Below are 17,062 nucleotides of genomic sequence, written 5' to 3'. Positions count from 1 at the left end.
GGCCTGCGGAACCCGCTCGGCGTACGGCGTCCGGCCCGGGTCGCGGTCGCGGCCGGGGTGCTCTGCTGCCTGGGGCTGATCGCCGTGGTCGAGGCGACCGGCCAGCCGGACGCCCCGACGGGTGCCGGCGTGGCCAATCCGGACGACCGGGTGGCCCTGTCCCGGCCGACCGGATCGCCCGGTGACGACCCCGACCGATCGAGCCGGTCGGCCGAACGCGACCGCTCCGGGGTCGGCGGCTCGTCCCGGCCCACCGGCTCCGCCCGGGACGAATCCGGCGCGTCGCCACTCATCGACGCCGCCCCGGTGGCGGGGCTGTCCGGGGTGCAGATGGACAACGCCCGGGCGATCGTGCGGACCGGCCGGGACATGGGCATGCCCCGCCGGGCACTGGTCATCGGCGTGGCCACCGCGATGCAGGAGAGCGACCTGCTCAACCGGGCCAGCGAGGTGCTGCCGGAGTCCAAGCGCTACCCGCACCAGGGGAGCGGCTGGGACCACGACTCGGTCGGGCTGTTCCAGCAGCGCACGAGCAGCGGCTGGGGGCCGGTCAACCGGTTGATGGACCCGGCGTACGCGACGGCGCAGTTCTTCGACGCGCTGCGGCGGGTACCCGGTTGGGAGCGGATGCGGCTGACCGAGGCGGCGCAGGCGGTGCAGGTCTCGGCGTACCCGGAGCACTACGCCAAGCACGAGGACGAGGCGACGGAGGTGGTCGAGGCCCTGGTGCCGTCCCGGCGCTGACCGGAAGGGCTTGATCGGTCGGGTCACGATGGGTCGGGGACCCGGGTCGTCGTCGGTCGGCCGGTGTGGCGGAACGCCGAATCGGGTACACCTGATGCAGGACCACAACAGGAGGATCGAAATGGCGTCAATGGTGCAGCGGATCCAAATGTTCCTCAGGTCACCCAAGGGCCGGCAACTTATCGATCGGGGCCGTCGTGAGATGGCCAAGCCGTCGAACCAGCAGCGGATGCGCCAGATCATGGCTCGGCTGCGAGGTCGCCGCTGATCGTCCCGCCGGCCGTCGCGCCGGTGTTTCGTACCCTGAGCCATTCCCCCACTCAGCTCCGGAGCGTGTCCCGTGACCGAGTCCTCGTCGGCCGGCGGTGGAACCGCCGCGCCGGTCCCGTCGCCCGATCTTCCGCCGCCGGTCGCCGACCCGGCACCCGGCATCGGTCCGGGCACGTCGCCCGCGCCGACTCCCCGAACCGGGGGCGGCGCGGTCCGGCCCACGGGCATCGAAGCGGGCCGGCCCGGGGACGGTGACGGCGTCGTGCCCGGGCCTGGTGATCCCGACTCCTCCGATGTCGATCCCTCGGATCCGGAGAACCCACCGGAGTCCGCCGACCAGGACCCGTCGGCAGTGCCGCCCAGCGGGTTGTGGGACCGGATGAAGGCCGATCCGCAGTACGCACCGGAGCACCTCGCGCTGGAGGCGGTACGGCGGCTCGGCCCCGAGGCCCGGGCCTGGGTCGAGCGGACCCGTGCGTACCATCCCGACCTGTCGCCGGACGGCGTGGCGGAGGTGGCGATCCGGAAGTTCGTCACCCGGGCACGGCTCTCCGGAGCGATCTCGGGTGCCGCCGGCCTGCCCGGTGCGGTCCTCGACATGGGTGTGCTGGCCTGGACCCAGGCCCGGATGGTCCTGCACGTCGCGGCGGCCTACGGCCACGATCCGGAGCACGCCGACCGGGCCACCGACCTGCTGGTGCTCCAGCGGGTACACAAGATCGCCGAAACGGCGCGGCTGGCGCTCGGCGTGGCCGCCGGCCGGGAGCGGGCGGGCGCGATGCTCGGCCGGTCGGGGACGCCGTTGCGGAAGGTGATGCTGCGGTTGGGGCTGAAGCTGGCGCAGATGGCCGGGGTCCGGGCGGCGAAGCGGCTTCTCGCCAAGGCTGTTCCCGGTGCCGCGATCATCCTCGGTACCTGGGCGAACTCGTCGGCCACCAAGGATCTCGCGGCCCGCTCCCAGAAGCTCTACCGGCAGCGGCCGGCGATCATGCCACCACCGGCGACCACGCCGGAGCCGTAGCCCGGTCAGTCCGCTCGACTGGCCAGGCCGGATGCCCGCCAGGTCACCTCGGCCAGCTTGTTCTGACCGGCAACGTTCGGATGGAAGTAGTCCAACTGGTTGACCAGGTCCAGACCGAACCGGACCCGGTGCACCGCGCCGCCGTCGTAGCGGCACCGGGAGCCGTAGGCCCGGCACGCGGCGGCCAGTTGCTGGTTGTAGGCGTCGATCCGGGCCCGGAACGTCGACCGACGGGTGCGGTCGGCCGGCGCCGTCGAGGCCGCGTTGGCGAGCAGCGCGGGGCAGACCCGGTCCCGCCAGACCCGGACCGCCCGGTCATTGGTGTGCCCGACCTCCCAGAGCCGGTACAGGTCCGGGATGCTGACCACCAGCACCTGTGCCTTGGGCAGTCCCTTCTTCAGCGCCGCGAGGCCGCTGTCGAGGCTCTTCCGAAACGCCGAGACGCTTGTCATGTCGTCGATTCCGCCCCGGCAGGCGTCGTTCGCTCCGATGAGTACGGTCACATAGCCCACCTTGGCCCGTACCGCGTCCCGGGCCTGGTCGGCCAGGCCCGCGACCCGGGCTCCGCCGGCGGACTCGTTGTGCACCTTGCCACGGATCGCCGGGTTGACCTCCCGCAGCCGTCGGTACAGGCTCTCCACCCGCGCCCCGTCCCCGGTCGACCAGGAGTTGCGCTGGCAGGCGGCCAGGGTCAGGCAGGAACCGAAACCGGCGGTGATCGAGTCGCCGAGCGCCGCCATGGAGGTGGGCAGGCCGGGTCGGGGCGGCTGGGCCGGGGGATCGGGTTGGTTACCGCCGCCCTGGGCACCGTCGCAGGCCAGCGCGAAGGCCGCGAGCACGGCGGTGACGGCGGCGGTCCAACGTCTGGACATGCTTCTCCTGTACGGAGCGGACAGCAATCGCTCCGTAACTGTACGCGGCGCCGTCGCTCCGCCGGAACCCTCGGCGCGGCCTCCGACGGCTCCGATTCCCGACCTGACGGGAACCGGACACCAGCCCGGACCTCAGCGGCTCGGTGCGGGTTGGCCGCCGGTCACCGCGACGAAGCTCTCCGGCCGGATGGTCATGATCACCCGTACCGGCGCGTCGTTGATGTCGTAGACGTTGCTGTAGCGCTCCTGGAGCGACCGGTAGAACGACGCCACCTCGTCGTCGTCCTCGATCTTCTCCACCACACCACGCACCTCGAGGAAGCGGTACGGATCGTCGGGGTCGGCGATCGAGAGGGCGACCCGGGGATCGTGCTGGAGATTGCGGAACTTCTGCCGTCGCTTCGTGTGCGTCATCCTCATCCGGGCGCCGTCCCAGGCGAACCACATCACGTTGCTCTGCGGCCCGCCGTCGGGCCGGACGGTCGCCAGATGTGCGAAGAGCGGACGGGCCAGCAGGTCGGCGTGGCTCTCGGGAGGAGTCGGACCAGTCGTCATGTTCCTCTTCTTACCCCACTCGCCGCAGGTTAGCCGGCGCCCATTCCGGGTAGTTCGGCGAAATGGCCGCGAGACCGCAGCCCCGTGGGGCGAAAGGGACGGTGGGCCGCCCCTACAGTGCGCTCAACCTGCGCCTGGCACTGGCCTCGTTCGGCCTGGTCATCTGCGTGGTGCTCGGTGTGTTGGCGGCCCGGGCCGACCAACCTGTGCTGGCGGCGGTACTCGGCGTTTTCGCCCTGGTGGCCGTGGTGGACCTGGTGGTGGTGCAGCGCCGTCGGGCCGCGCGGCGCCGCGAGGAACCGCCGGGAACCCGGCACTCCCTCTTCGAGTGATCCGCTGCCAGACCCGCCGATCCCTAGGGAGTACGAGATGTCGATCGCCACCATCGACCCGAGCACGGGCCAGCTGCTCAAGAGCTTCGACGAGATGACGGACCGGCAGGTGGAGGAGGTACTCGCCCGGGCGGCGGTCGGGTTCGACACGCTGCGTACGACGACCTTCGCCGACCGGGCCCGATGGATGACCGCCGCCGCCGACCTGCTGGAGGTCGAGCGTGACGATGTCGCCCGGATGATGACGACGGAGATGGGCAAGACGTACGCGTCCGCCAAGGCCGAGGTGACCAAGTGCGCGATGGGCTGCCGGTACTACGCCGCACACGCCGAGCGGTTCCTCGCCGACGAGCCGGCCGACGCGGCGGCGATCGGCGCCGTCCAGGCGTACAGCCGGTACCACCCGATGGGCCCGGTGCTGGCGGTGATGCCGTGGAACTTCCCGCTCTGGCAGGTGCTGCGGTTCGCCGCGCCGGCCCTGATGGCCGGCAACGTCGGGCTGCTCAAGCACGCCTCGAACGTGCCGCAGACGGCGCTCTACCTGGACGAGTTGTTCCGGCGGGCAGGCTTTCCGGCCGGTGCCTTCCAGGCCCTGATGATCGAATCGTCGGCGGTCGAGCGGGTGCTGGCCGATCCCCGGGTCCGGGCGGCGACCCTGACCGGCAGCGAGGGCGCCGGGCGTTCGGTGGCGGCGATCGCCGGACAGCACATCAAGAAGACCGTCCTCGAACTGGGCGGCAGTGATCCGTTCGTGGTGATGCCCTCCGCCGACGTGGAGCGGGCCGCCGAGGTGGCCGCCGTCGCCCGGTGCCAGAACAACGGCCAGTCCTGCATCGCGGCGAAGCGGTTCATCGTGCACACCGAGGTCTTCGACGCGTTCACGGACGCCTTCGTGGCCCGGATGTCGGCGCTGCGGATGGGTGATCCGATGGCGGAGGAGACCGACATCGGCCCGTTGGCGACCGAACGGGGCCGTGCCGAGGTGGAGGAGCAGGTCCAGGACGCGGTGCGGCAGGGCGCCCGGGTGCTCTGCGGTGGGCAGCGCCCCGACCGGGCCGGCTGGTGGTACCCGCCGACCGTGGTCACCGAGCTGACCCCGGCGATGCGGATGTACGCCGAGGAGGTCTTCGGACCGGTTGCCGCGCTGCACCGGGTCTCGTCGTACGACGAGGCGATCGAGTTGGCCAACGGCACAAATTTCGGGCTGGGCTCCAACGCCTGGACCCGGGACCCGGCGGAACAGGAGCGCTTCGCCACCGACCTCGACGCCGGGATGGTGTTCATCAACGGCATGACCACCTCGTACCCGGAACTGCCGTTCGGCGGGGTGGGCAACTCCGGCTACGGCCGTGAACTGTCGGCACAGGGGATCCGGGAGTTCTGCAACCTGAAGGCGGTCTGGGTGGGCGAGGGCGGCGCCGCCGGCCCGGGGGCCGGCGCGCACAGCGAGTAGCGGCGGACCCGGCCGGCAGCGGTTCGCCGGATAGCCCGGCGGATGGAAGTTCGCCGGGCGTACCCGCGTGGAATTCGCCGAGGATGAACATTGACCGGCGCTCCGGGTATTGAGCGCGGGGCCGACGGGGTACGGATGACCGCCATGACGATGTTCGGCATCCACGCATCCCACGAGCAGATCCACCCCGCCGACCTGCTGCGGGCCGTCGTGCGGGCGGAGGAGGCCGGCTTCGACGCGGCCATGTCGTCCGATCACTTCTCACCGTGGAGTTCCCGGCAGGGGCAGTCCGGATTCGCCTGGTCCTGGCTTGGCGCCGCACTCCAGGCGACCTCGTTGCCGTTCGGAGTGGTGAACGCGCCCGGCCAGCGCTACCACCCGGCGATCATCGCGCAGGCGATCGGCACCCTCGCCGCGATGTATCCGGGACGGTTCTGGGCGGCGCTGGGAACGGGCGAGGCGAGCAACGAGCACATCACGGGGCAGGGCTGGCCCCGCAAGGAGATTCGGAACGCCCGGCTCCGCGAGTGTGTCGACGTGATCCGGGCGCTGCTCGACGGCGAGGAGGTCAGCCACGACGGACTGGTCACAGTGGACCGGGCCCGGCTCTGGACCCGCCCGGAGCAGCCGCCGGCACTGGTCGGCGCGGCGGTCAGCGAGTCGACCGCCCGCTGGTGCGCCGAGTGGGCCGACGGGCTCATCACGGTCAACGCGCCGCCGGCCCGGCTGCGCCGCATGATCGACGCCTATCGGGACGCGGGAGGCCGGGGCCGGCTCGCCCTCCAGGTCCACCTGAGCTGGGCCCCGGACCGGGACGAGGCGGCCCGGATCGCGTACGAGCAGTGGCGCAGCAACGTGTTCGATCCGCCGGTCTGCTGGGATCTGGAGCTGACCGACCACTTCGACACCGTCTCGGCGGCCGTGCCGCCGGACCGGGTCGCCGAGGTGGTCAACATCTCTGAAGACCTGGGCCGGCACACCCAGTGGTTGCGGGAGTACGTCGAACTCGGCTTCGACGAGATCTACCTGCACCACGTCGGGCAGGAGCAGGACGCCTTCATCGACGCGTTCGGCGCCAAGGTCCTGCCCGAGCTGAAGTCGAGCGGCGTCGAGGTCGCCACGACCGACCACCGGCGCGCTTGACCAGCGACGGCACCGGCATCTCCGGTGGTTGACCGCCGCCCCGCCGGTACATCCGGCCGGGGCTCAGGCCAGTCGGCGTTCGAGCAGCTGACCGGGCCAGCGCCGGTCGACGAGCTGCACGCTGAACGGTTCGGTCGGGGTGAAGCCCTGGCTCTCGTAGTAGCGGATCAGGGCCCCGTCGTCGCCCGCGTAACAGTCGACGCGCAGCAGTCCGACGCCCTGCTCGCGGGCGAGTTCCTCGGCGTGGTCGAGCAGCCGGCCACCGATCCGCTCTCCCGCGTGGGCCCGGTCGGTCACCAGCAGGTTGACGTAGAGTTCCGGTTCGGTCGCCGGTGGCACGTGCGGCACGGCGTCGCCGACCACGATCGCGCCGACCGGGACGCCGGATCGTTCGGCCAGGTAGAGGTCACCGTCCGCGGCCCACCGCCGGACCTGGGCCACCCGCCGGGGATTACCGGAGTGCGGCGCGGTGCCCCACTGCCCGGTACGTCCCCGCGCCACCAGCCAGCGGGTCGCGCCGTCGAGCAGGGAGAGCACCGCTGTGACGTCCCCGGGTCCGCCGGCACGGACGACGAGCTGATCGGTTGTCACATCGTCCATGTTGACAGATGATCCATTCACCACGACCACTGCGAGTTGAGCTCAGATCCGGTCTCGGGACGCCCCTTGGCCGGTACTCCGTCCCCCTGGAGGTCGCAATGCCGCAGACCGCCGCAGACCGGTTCCCGACCAAGCACCTGCCCGGCGTATCCGTCCGAGAGTTACCAGCCGCACCCCGTTCACAATGGTCGGTCATCGGCCCCGGCGTGATCGCCGCGGGCGTGGGGCTGGCGTCCGGCGAGTTCATCCTCTTTCCGTACATCGCCTCGCAGGTGGGGCTGGTGTTCCTCTGGGCGGCCGCGGTCGGCATCGTCACCCAGTGGTTCCTGAACATGGAGATCGAGCGGTACACGCTGGCGACCGGGGAGACCGCGCTGACCGGGTTCTCCCGGTTCTGGCGGCACTGGGGACTGGTCTTCGCGATCATGGTCTACTTCGCCAACCTCTGGCCCGGCTGGGCGTCCAGCTCCGCCACCATGGTGACGTACCTCTTCGGTGGCGACGCGACCTGGATCGCCGTCGGCATGCTGCTGGTGATCGGCGCGACGCTCACCCTGGCGCCGGTGGTCTACACCGCGCTGGAGCGGATCGAGTTCGTCAAGGTCGGCCTCGTGCTGGTCTTCATCGTCGTAGCGGTGATCTTCGCAATTTCGGCCAGCGCCTGGGGCGACCTGCCCGACGCGGTGACCGCACCGGAGTTCCCCACCGAACTGGGCTTCGCCCTGATGCTCTCCGCACTGGTCTTCGCCGGAGCCGGCGGCGGGCAGAACCTCGTGCAGTCCAACTGGATCCGGGACAAGGGCTACGGAATGGGCAGGTACGTGCCCCGCCTGGTCAGCCCGGTCACCGGTCGGGAGGAGGCGGCACCGGACTCGGCGGGATTCGTCTTCGAGCCGACCGAGGAGAACCTGACCCGGTGGCACCGCTGGTGGCGGCTGGCGAACCGGGAGCAGCTGGTCACCTTCGTGCTGATCTCGTTCGTCACCATCGTGCTGACCTCACTGCTCGCCTACTCCACCGTGTACGGCGTGCCCGGCCTGGCCAACAGCGTCTCGTTCCTCCAGGTCGAGGGGGAGCGGCTGAAGGAGTTGGTGGGGCCGTGGTTCGGCACCCTGTTCTGGGCGGTCGGGGCATTGTCGCTGTTCGCCGCCGCGATGGGCATCGTCGACTACACCAGCCGGCTCGCCGCCGATGTGCTCAAGACCGCGTACCTGCGCCGGTTCTCCGAGAGCCGGATCTACTTCGCGCTGGTCTGGGGACTCGTCGGGATCGGCTGCGTCGTCCTGCTCGCCGGGTTCGACCAGCCGCTGATCCTGCTTGTCATCTCCGCCTGCGTCGGCGGCCTGATGATGTTCCTCTACTCGATCATGCTGCTGATCCTCAACCGCCGCGTCCTGCCCGTCCAGATCCGCCCCCGCTCCTACCGCGTCGTCGCCCTGATCTGGTCCGTCCTCCTCTTCGGCGTCTTCTCCGCCCTCACCGTCTGGCAGCAGGGCGACCGCCTCCTCGACTGGCTGAAGTGAAAGGAAGGGCCCCTTCTTATCGTTTTCTGTTGTAGAAGGGGCCCTTCCTAACCGGCGGAGCGGCCCCGCCCGTCCGACGGCTCCTCGGGCGGCGGGACCGTGTCGAGGCCGAGTCGCCGGCTCTCGTCGGCGAGTTCGTCGAGGAACCTGCCGACCCGCTCGTCGTCCATGGTCCGCAACTGGTTGCTGACCCACTCGATGCCGGCGCCGAAGGCCTGCCGCCGCTCGGCGGTCATCGGCCAGAGCAGCATCGCCCGCTCCGAGGCCCGAGGCTCGCCCCGGTACGCGACCACGGCATCCGCCGGCAGGGAGTCCAGCAGGTCGTCCCCGACCCCGGGATCGGCGCCGCGGTCCATCGCCCGTTCCTTCGGACCCACGGCCGGTCCGGCCGGCTCCCGGCGGCTTCCGGCGCCTCTCCCGGCCGGCTCCCGGCGGCGCCTTCCCGCAGCTCTTCCGGCCGGCTCCCGGCGGCGGCTCACGACAACTCTCCCGGCCGGCCCGTACCCGGGTGCTCCACGTCCCGGAGCAGGTCGACATAGTGGTGCAGTTCGTCGCGGAGCCGGAAGAAGAGGTAGGCGGCGACCAGCCCGCCGACGACTCCGACCGCGAAGACGCCGAGGTTCACCCGGATCTGCCCGAGCAACGGCACGGTCGGGTGGGCGAGCAGCCAGCCCGGCGACGGCTGCACGTAGAGCAGTGCGGCGACGAGTGAGGTGGCACCCGTCGCCACCAGCCCGGCGAAGGTGGTCAGCGAGGAGCGTTGCAGCTTCTCCATCGAGTACCCGACGAAGGTCGCCGCCACCGGCGAGATGGCCAGCAGGAACGCCAGCACGTCCCCGGAGATCCGGCTTCCGTCGTTGTTCGGCACGAGCAGGGCGAGCAGGGTGATCACCAGCGCGGAGAGCGCGGCGAGCCAGGAGGTGAGGCCGAGCGCCCCGGGCGGCACCTCGTCGAAGACCACCTCCATCACCAGGTCCGCCGGGTCCCGGCAGGTGTCGAAGCGCCGCGCGTAGAGATGGGCGTACGGCAGGGCCTGGCGGTGTCGTACCCGCAGGTAGGCCCGGTCGCTCATGTCGCGGATGGCCGCCTGGTCGACGCTGGCCCCGGACTGGGCCAGTTGCACCGAGTGCACCTTGACGTACGTGTTCGCCCCGGCGCGCATCCGGAAGTGGTAGCTGGTGGTGGTGAAGGGCAGGTTCAACGGAATGACGAAGGTGTTCGGGGCGAGGCCGAGCCGGACGCGCCGCCGGCCGCGCGGCGAGGTCGCCCGGCCGTACACCGGCATGGTCTTGGTGTAGCGCAGGATCCAGGCGTACCCGTCGGGTGGCAGCACCTCGGCGATGACCACGTAGTTGCGGACCAGGAACGAGCAGACTCCCCGCAGCCGGCGCAGTGCGATGTCGTCGGCGCTGTCCCGGATCGGCGCGACGTTGCGGTCGAAGTAGGCGTCGGCATCCGCCACGGAGACCCGGCCGGCCTGGAACACCAGCCGGAGCAGCGCGAAGAGGACCGCGTCGTGCCGCCGCTCCTCCACCGCGTGCACCGCCTCGCCGAACGTTTCCCGGAACAGTTGCCGCAGTACGTGCGCGACGACGCCCCGGGCGTCCTCCTGGGACAGGAACGGCACCGGGTCGCCGGCCCCGTCGAAGGTCTCGACGTTGTCCAGCATGGCGCCCTTGGTGCTCAGGATCATCGGTATCAGCATCACCGGAGGGTGCTGGGTACCTCCGGCCGGATCGGCGGGCGGGCCGGCCGGGTTATCGGACCGGCCGGCGGGGTCGCCGGGGTCTCCCGGCCCGGTTCGTCGGTCCTGCGGTACGGCGGGCCTGGTGAGCAGCGCGGACGCCGTACCGGTGCGCTGGCCGCCAGCGGTGGGTCCGCCGGGAGCCGGCCGGGTGGTCGACACCGTGCTGGCATGTCCTGGCCCGCTCGCCCCGGGTGTGCCGACCACGGCGTCCTCGCGGAGTCCGGCCAGGTCGTCCGGCGCACTGCTGAACGTCGTGGAGACCGACACCCGCAGGCACTCGTCCACCTGCCGGACCTCGTCGGTGATTCGGACCTGGTAGCGGGCCGGGTCGAGCAGGATCTGGCCGAAGAGCCGGATCGCCGGGGCGGGGTAGGTGCGGCTGATCCGGATCATCGACCGGAGGATCTCCAGGTCGGCGTCGCGCTGGTCGAGCGGGATCGGGAACGGCCGCCCGGGGGCCCGGTCGAAGCGTTGACGGCGCCACCAGTGCCGGCGGGCCGTCCGCCGGGCCCGTACCACCAGTTCGACGGCGGCCAGCAGCCCGAGTACCCGGATCGCCCCCTCGGCCGGCCAGAACGCGGTGTCGAGCCACGGGACGGCACGCAGCAGCAGAGCGGCCGGTCCGTCCACGATCGACGCGACCACCAGGGCCGCGGCTGCGGCGAGCTGGCCCAGGCAGGCGCCGATCCAGCGGAATGTCTCTCCTCTGCGCACTAGACCTCCCCGGTCCGCCCCTCGCCCGGCGACCACGGCGGCCCGGGTCGCGGATGCACGTCGACGATCAGACCGTCGGCGCCCACCGCGATCGCCGCCCGGGGGTACCCGACGGCGGGTGCCCGGAGCAAAGGTGATGTCTCTTCGTAATTACAGCCTTGCGGAAAGTGAAGCTCCGGTCCCTCCTCCGGACGGGCGCGGCGAAGTCGAGATCGCCCGCCCGAATCGACCGGGCCCGGTACCGGGCCGTCCCCGGTTGCCGCTGGACGTACCGGGTACCCCCGGACCGAAGCGACGACCGCCGATCGACCCACAGACGCCGGCGAGCCCGGACGCCTGCTGTGGCGTCCGGGCTCGCCGGTGGGGTGGTGGGCGGGGGTCAGGTGCAGGGCGAGCCGTTGAGGGTGAAGAGGCCGGGATCCGGATTCGGGCCACCGGCGGTGGTGGCGTTGAAGCCGAACATCTGGCTGCTGCCCGGCATGATCCGGGCGTTGTACGACTCGTTCCGCACCGTCACCCGGGCACCCGCCTGGGTCACCTTCGCCATCCAGGCATCCCGGATCTTCTGGTCGCCGGTGAACGCGAAGCTCAGCGTCCAGCCGTTGATCGGGGTGCTGCCGGTGTTGGTGACGGTCGCCTGTCCGGTGAAGCCACCGCCCTCGGCCCAGGTGCCGTAGTTGGTGTAGGTGACCCGGCAACTCGAGGCGGCCGGGGTGCTGGTGGCACCGCCCTGGTCGGCGAGGAACGAGGCGATCCAGGCCAGTGCCGAGTTCCAGTTGACCGCCACCTCGTTGGTCGAGTACGAGGCGATGTCGTCGACGTAGCAGAACTGCGGCGCGCAGCCTTCGAGCAACTCCTCCGCGAGCGGGTCGTCCAGACTGGCGTTCGCGCCGCCGGCGATCGATCCGGCCGGCGGGTTGGGCAGCGACTCGTCGTACTGGTTGCCGAAGATCCGGCTGTGCTGGTTCTCCGACGCGTTCTCGCCCCAGCCGGTCACGTACGACTGGTTGAGCGCGTTGCGGCCGAAGATGTAGTCCATCGCCTGCACCGCGGCGTCCCGGTAGCGGGCCACCCCGGTCAGGTCGAAGGCGGTGGCGAGCACTACGGCGTTGTTGATGATGTTGCTGTTGGCGCCCCAGAAGTAGCTGCCCGGGTTGCCCGGCATCGGCAGGCCGTACGCCTGGGTCTGCGCGGTCGTCAGGTAGCCGTCGGCGCCGCTGACCACCGAGGCGCGGAGCCGGTCCCGGTCGAGCACCGGCAGGCCGCTCGGCACGGTGGCCAGGTCCAGCCGGCCGAGCGCGGCGGTGCTGCCCCAACCGAATCCGTTCGGGGCGAAGACCCCGTCGTCGGTGTGGTGCGGCGACGCGGTCAGGTCGTCGAGATAGGACTGGGTGCCGGTGCTCAGGTACAGCTCGGCGGCGGCCCAGTAGAACTCGTCGCTGACGTCGCCGTCGCTGTAGGAACCGCCGCCGTTGCCGTCCTGCGGGTCGGCGTACCGGGTCGGGTTGGCCTTGGCCGCCGCGTACGCGGTGGTGGCCGCGGTGCGGCAGCGGGTGGCGAACGCCGCGTCGTACGGGGCGTAGAGCCGGGCGCACTGGGCTGCGGTGGCGGCCAGGTTCAGCGTTGCCGCCGTCGACGGCGGGTGCAGTTCCCGCAGTTCGGGGTCGTCCTCCGGCTGGAGCGGCAGCCCGGTCCAGTTCCGGTCGTGGATTTTGTGATGTGCCATCCCGGCCAGCGGCTTGCCGGCCGGCACCTGCATCCGGAGCAGGAACTCCAGCTCCCACCGGGCCTCGTCGAGGATGTCCGGCACCTGGTTGGCGCGCTCCGGCAGTCGCAGCGTGCCGTCGCCGAGGGCCGCGCCACCACCGCCGGTGGCGGCGGTCTTGGTCCGCTCGAACGCGTTCAGTAGCTGGTAGGTGGCGATGCCGCCGTTGACCACGTACTTGCCGTGGTCGCCCGCGTCGTACCAGCCGCCCCGGACGTCGAGGCGGTAGTCGCAGACTCCGGGCTGGCACGGTACGTCGGTGTCGCCCTTGTTCGGCGCCACGCCGAGATGTCCGGCCGGCCGGGCGTACTCGGCGCCGACCAGGTCACCGTCGATGGCGATACCGCTGCGCTGGATGTAGAAGAACTGCAGCGAGTCGGAGCGGAGCTGCTTCCAGACGTCGGTCGAGATGTCGAACGGATGGCTGGTCTCGCCGTCGGCGCTCAGGGTGTAGCCGCTGCCCGGGGTGCGGTACGCGGAGAAGTCGACGCTGTGCGTGTTCTGGGCCGAGGCGGCGTCGACGCCGCGTGGCGTGGTCTGCCCGCTGGCCACCACCGCACCGGCCGCCGACTTCAGTTGCCAGCCGAGCGGCGTGGTGGCCTCGGTGACGATGGTGGCGTTCTTCGGTCCGGCCGGCAGGTAGCCGACCTGGTTCACCCGGACCCTCGGGCCGGTGTCCGGCACGTACGGCGGTTCCTCCTCGCCGCCGAGCAGCGAGACGTTGTCCAGGCAGAGTTCGTACCCGGCGGCGTTGCCGCCGACCTGGAAGGCGATCTGGGCGAGGCTGGTGTCCTCGCTGGCGGTGAAGGTCCGCTCGATGTGGCGGGCCTGGTCGGTCAGCGCCACGTCCTCGGCGAAGTACGACGTGTACGGATCGGCGCCCAGTTGCACCGCCACCCGGACGGTCGCGCCGGGCTCGGCGGAGGCGTCGAAGGAGAGCGCGTACGTCTCCCCGGCCACCAGCGCCACGTCGTTCTGTCCGACTCCGGCGTCCCACGGGTTGGCCAGCCCGCCCGGTACGGCGGAGCAGAGTCGCCCGTCGGTGACGCCGAACGAGGTGGTGCCGTAGGAGAACCAGCCGGAGGTGCCGTCGGTGAAGTCGCCGTTCTCCACCTGCTCCGCGCCGCCCGGGGGCGGGTCGGTCGGGGCGTCGCTGCTCAACGAGACGTCGTCGAGGCAGAACGTGTACGCCTCGGCGGCGCCGCCGAGCTGGAAGGTGAGCGTTCCGTTGGTCGAGTCGAGGCTGCCGGTGAACCCGTACCCGAACTGCTCGGTGCTGGTGTCGAGCGCGATGTCCCGGGAGAACACCGTGGTGTAGGGGTCCTCGCTGAGCTGCACGTTGGCCTTGACCGTGACCGCCGCGCTGGCCGACGCCCGGAACTCCAGGGCGTAGCTGGCGTCGTCGACCAGTGGGATGGCGTTGTGGCCGAGGCTGGCGTCCCACGGGTTGGCCAGCCCACCGGGTACCTCGGTGCAGAGTTGACCGTCGACGACCGCGAGCGAAAGGTTGGCACTGGACCACCAGGGGGCGGTGGAGTTGGTGAACGTGCCGTTCACGATGTGTTCGGTGAGTGCCTGGGCGTCGGCGGGCCTGGCGCTGGCGCCGGTCGCGCCGCTGCCCAGTAGCAGGGCGGCCGTGGCCAGCAGGGTGAGCGCGCGTCGGCCTCGACGCAGGTGGTGGCGGGGTCGGGTCACGTGGGGTCCTTCCGGGCGGGGCCGCCGGATGCGGCGAGTCGCGGGGGTGCGCGGCGGAAATCGGAAGTAACGCTGGGAGCGCTCCCAATACGGAGCCGATGTTGCCAGTCGATTTCGGGCATGTCAATCGACCATCCTGGATTGCGCTCGCCCCGGCGGGGTGGAACGGAGCCGGTGACCGGCGCCGGAATGGTTCGCGGTCGGTGATCTTCGTCGCGACGGACGGTAAATTTAGACCGCCACTCCGGCCGGTCGGTGATCTACTGCAAGCATTCTGGCCATCTTTTTGGCAGGCTGCCTGCCATGAGCCTGAAGCTGCGATCCGTGGCGGTGAGCGATCGGGGCCTGATCCGGGGCGCGAACCAGGATTCCGTGCATGCCGGACCCTGGCTGCTCGCCGTGGCCGACGGCATGGGCGGCATGGCCGCCGGGGACCTGGCCAGCACGATAGCCATCGAGGCGATCCATCCGCTCGACGCGGAGACGCCGGAGGAAGGACTGGTCGCCGCGTTGCAGGGGGCGATCGACACCGCGAGCGCCGGCATCCGGGCCGCGGTCGCCGAAGATCCGGAACGGCAGGGGATGGGCACCACGCTCACCGCACTGCTGCTCGCCCGTACCGGGACCTGCCTCGCGCTGGCCCATGTCGGCGACTCCCGGGCCTACCTGCTGCGGGGCGGCACGATGACCCAACTGACCAGGGACGACACCTTCGTGCAGATGCTGGTCGACGAGGGGGTCATCAGCCCGGAGGAGGCCAGCAGCCATCCCCGGCGGGCCGTGGTGACCCGGGCGCTCCAGGGCGAAGCGGTCACCCCCACCTACACCACGCTGGTGCCCGAGGCGGGTGACCGGTGGCTGCTGTGCAGCGACGGCCTGTCCAATGTGGTCCGCGCGGACACCCTGGCGGAGACGTTGGTCGGGTACCCCGATCCGGCCGCCTGTGCACAGCGGCTGGTCGACCTCGCCCTGCGGGCGGGCGGACCGGACAACATCACCGTCGTGGTCGCGGACATCGTCGACAGCGCCTGAACAGCCCGCGAGGCTAGCGGCGGCGTGGCTGGAGCCGACGGGTCGGTTCCGCCTCGGTCGGATCCGCCGGCCACGGGTGCCGGGGGTAACGCCCGCGCAGCTCCGCGCGTACCTGCGGGTAACCGGTCTGCCAGAAGGACGCGAGATCGCGGGTCACCGCGACCGGACGGCCGGCGGGGGAGAGCAGGTGCAGCAGGACCGGCACCCGTCCGTCGGCGATCCGGGGCACGTCCCGCCAGCCGAAGGTCTCCTGGAGTTTGACCGCCAGCACCGGTGCCGCCGGATCGGTGTAGTCCACCCGGTGCCGGGAGCCGCTCGGCACGGCGAGCCGCTCCGGGGCCAGTTCGTCCAGCCGGGCCGCCCGGGCCCAGGGCACCAGCCGGCGGAGCGCGGTCGACACGTTGATCCGGGCCAGGTCGGCCCGGCGCCGGGCGCTCGTCAACTCCGGCCCGAGCCACTCCTCGGCCCGGTCGAGCAGCGCCGAGTCGGCCACGTCCGGCCAGTCGGCGCCGAGCGCGTGCCGACAGAACGCCAGCCGGGCCCGCAGCGCCTGGGCCTCCGGATTCCAGGTCAGCAGGGACAGTCCGACCTGCCGCAGCCCGTCGCGCAGCGCGGCGGCGACCAGAGCCCGGTCCGGCCGGGCCAGCGGGCGGTCCAGCAGGACGATCGCGCCGAGCCGGTCGATCTCGCGGGCGACCACGTCATCGCCGGACCAGGCGATCTCCTGCTCCCGGCGGAGCAGTGCGGCCCCGGCCTCGCGGGCGGTGGTCTCGTCGATCACCGCCGCCTGCCGGATGGTCGCGCTGCGTCGACCGGGTGCCCGGTCCGCGGTGGCGATCGCCAGCCATTCGGCCCCGGCCAGCCCGGATCCGGGCGGCAGGTCCGCCGCGGTGCCGCCGGCCATCAGGTACGTGCCGCCGCCGGCCTGCCGGACCCGGGCCAACCGTTCGGGGTACGCCAGCCCGACCAGCAGCCCGGCCGCCAGATCGTCCGACAACTCCCGCTCGGCCCGCCGGGTCTCCCGTTCGGCATCCCGCCCGGTGGAAGCCTCGGAGAGGCCGGACCGGAGCCGGTTGACCTCGGTACGCCACCGGCCGGTGGCGGCGTCCGTACCGGAACGCAGCCGGCGCCAGGCCGCCACCAGGTCGTCGCCGGGAGTCGTCTCGGAGAGCACCGCCACCACCTCGGCCGCCCGGCGCGGTCCCAGCGGCCCGGCCCCGTCCAGCAGCGCCCGGGCCAGCCTCGGATGGGCGCCGATCCCGGCGATGGCCCGGCCGCGCCCGGTCACCCGGCCGTCCGGCTCGATCGCCCCGAGCGCGTCGAGGGTCTCCCGGGCCACCTGCATGGCGGCGACCGGCGGTGGGTCCGGCAGTGCGAGTCCGGCCCCGTCCGGATGCCCCCAGCAGGCGAGTTGCAGCGCGAACGCGGTGAGGTCGGCGACCGCGATCTCCGGTTCGGGCTGCGCGGGCAGCCGCTCGTGGTCCATCGCCGACCAGCACCGGTAGACCCGGCCCGGCGCCTCCCGCCCGGCGCGTCCGGCCCGCTGCGTCGCCGCCGCCCGGGAGACCGGCACCGGTCCCAGGGAACCCAGGCCCC

14 protein-coding genes are annotated in these 17,062 nt (G+C 71.8%); 7 read left to right on the top strand and 7 right to left on the bottom strand.

Going from position 1 to position 17,062, the window contains the following annotated elements; translation table 11 throughout:
• Both I0C86_RS06940 and I0C86_RS06935 read left to right on the top strand, forming a co-directional pair.
• The coding region (locus I0C86_RS06940; protein WP_230393699.1) for a peptidase M23 at positions 1-744 on the top strand (744 nt) is incomplete at its 5' end.
• A gap of 532 nt (positions 745-1,276) precedes the next feature.
• Positions 1,277-2,035: an EcsC family protein gene (locus I0C86_RS06935; RefSeq protein WP_323373502.1), complete on the top strand. Its 759-nt coding sequence runs from the start codon at positions 1,277-1,279 to the stop codon at positions 2,033-2,035.
• Between the two features lie 5 nt (positions 2,036-2,040).
• Here the strand turns inward: I0C86_RS06935 and I0C86_RS06930 are convergent, their stop codons facing one another.
• Both I0C86_RS06930 and I0C86_RS06925 read right to left on the bottom strand, forming a co-directional pair.
• Positions 2,041-2,907 carry a GDSL-type esterase/lipase family protein gene (locus tag I0C86_RS06930; RefSeq protein ID WP_196200373.1) on the bottom strand — a complete coding sequence of 289 codons (867 nt, stop codon included), beginning with the start codon at positions 2,905-2,907 and terminating at the stop codon, positions 2,041-2,043.
• A gap of 132 nt (positions 2,908-3,039) precedes the next feature.
• Complete coding sequence (locus I0C86_RS06925; protein WP_196200372.1) at positions 3,040-3,462, bottom strand: PPOX class F420-dependent oxidoreductase; 423 nt, start codon at positions 3,460-3,462, stop codon at positions 3,040-3,042.
• 62 nt (positions 3,463-3,524) lie between these two features.
• Between I0C86_RS06925 and I0C86_RS06920 the strand changes: the two genes are divergently transcribed.
• The 3 genes from I0C86_RS06920 (at position 3,525) to I0C86_RS06910 (ending at position 6,390) form a co-directional block, all read left to right on the top strand.
• Positions 3,525-3,794: a DUF6343 family protein gene (locus tag I0C86_RS06920; RefSeq protein ID WP_196200371.1), complete on the top strand. Its 270-nt coding sequence runs from the start codon at positions 3,525-3,527 to the stop codon at positions 3,792-3,794.
• Positions 3,795-3,831: 37 nt separating this feature from the next.
• Positions 3,832-5,247, top strand: coding sequence for an NADP-dependent succinic semialdehyde dehydrogenase (locus I0C86_RS06915; RefSeq protein WP_196200370.1), 1,416 nt, complete (start codon positions 3,832-3,834; stop codon positions 5,245-5,247).
• A gap of 144 nt (positions 5,248-5,391) precedes the next feature.
• On the top strand, positions 5,392-6,390 hold the full coding sequence (locus tag I0C86_RS06910) for a TIGR03885 family FMN-dependent LLM class oxidoreductase (RefSeq protein ID WP_196200375.1): 999 nt from the start codon (positions 5,392-5,394) through the stop codon (positions 6,388-6,390).
• Positions 6,391-6,453: 63 nt separating this feature from the next.
• On the opposite strand, the gene I0C86_RS06905 is transcribed toward I0C86_RS06910, so the two are convergent.
• Entirely contained in the window at positions 6,454-6,990 is a 537-nt protein-coding gene (locus tag I0C86_RS06905) for a GNAT family N-acetyltransferase (RefSeq protein ID WP_196200369.1), read from the bottom strand.
• A gap of 98 nt (positions 6,991-7,088) precedes the next feature.
• On the opposite strand from I0C86_RS06905, the gene I0C86_RS06900 reads away from it, so the two are divergent.
• Positions 7,089-8,513: an Nramp family divalent metal transporter gene (locus I0C86_RS06900; RefSeq protein WP_196200368.1), complete on the top strand. Its 1,425-nt coding sequence runs from the start codon at positions 7,089-7,091 to the stop codon at positions 8,511-8,513.
• Positions 8,514-8,560: 47 nt separating this feature from the next.
• On the opposite strand, the gene I0C86_RS06895 is transcribed toward I0C86_RS06900, so the two are convergent.
• The 3 genes from I0C86_RS06895 to I0C86_RS06885 form a co-directional block, all read right to left on the bottom strand.
• Complete coding sequence (locus I0C86_RS06895; protein WP_196200367.1) at positions 8,561-8,869, bottom strand: hypothetical protein; 309 nt, start codon at positions 8,867-8,869, stop codon at positions 8,561-8,563.
• A 119-nt stretch (positions 8,870-8,988) separates the two neighbouring features.
• The gene (locus I0C86_RS06890; protein WP_196200366.1) at positions 8,989-10,974 is read right to left on the bottom strand and encodes a hypothetical protein; all 1,986 of its coding nucleotides are present in this window, start codon (positions 10,972-10,974) and stop codon (positions 8,989-8,991) included.
• Between the two features lie 379 nt (positions 10,975-11,353).
• Complete coding sequence (locus I0C86_RS06885) at positions 11,354-14,434, bottom strand: glycoside hydrolase family 9 protein (protein ID WP_323373501.1); 3,081 nt, start codon at positions 14,432-14,434, stop codon at positions 11,354-11,356.
• A 303-nt stretch (positions 14,435-14,737) separates the two neighbouring features.
• Here I0C86_RS06885 and I0C86_RS06880 point away from each other — a divergent pair, with 303 nt between their 5' ends.
• Positions 14,738-15,466, top strand: coding sequence for a PP2C family protein-serine/threonine phosphatase (locus I0C86_RS06880; protein ID WP_196200365.1), 729 nt, complete (start codon positions 14,738-14,740; stop codon positions 15,464-15,466).
• 13 nt (positions 15,467-15,479) lie between these two features.
• On the opposite strand, the gene I0C86_RS06875 is transcribed toward I0C86_RS06880, so the two are convergent.
• A partial coding sequence (locus I0C86_RS06875; protein WP_323373500.1) for an ATP-dependent helicase C-terminal domain-containing protein occupies positions 15,480-17,062 on the bottom strand: 1,583 nt, incomplete at its 5' end.

The sequence above is a fragment of the Plantactinospora alkalitolerans genome (assembly GCF_015690345.1).
GTDB lineage: Bacteria > Actinomycetota > Actinomycetes > Mycobacteriales > Micromonosporaceae > Plantactinospora > Plantactinospora alkalitolerans.
Note: the sequence above shows the minus strand (reverse complement) of the source record. Positions and strands in the feature narration are given on the sequence as shown.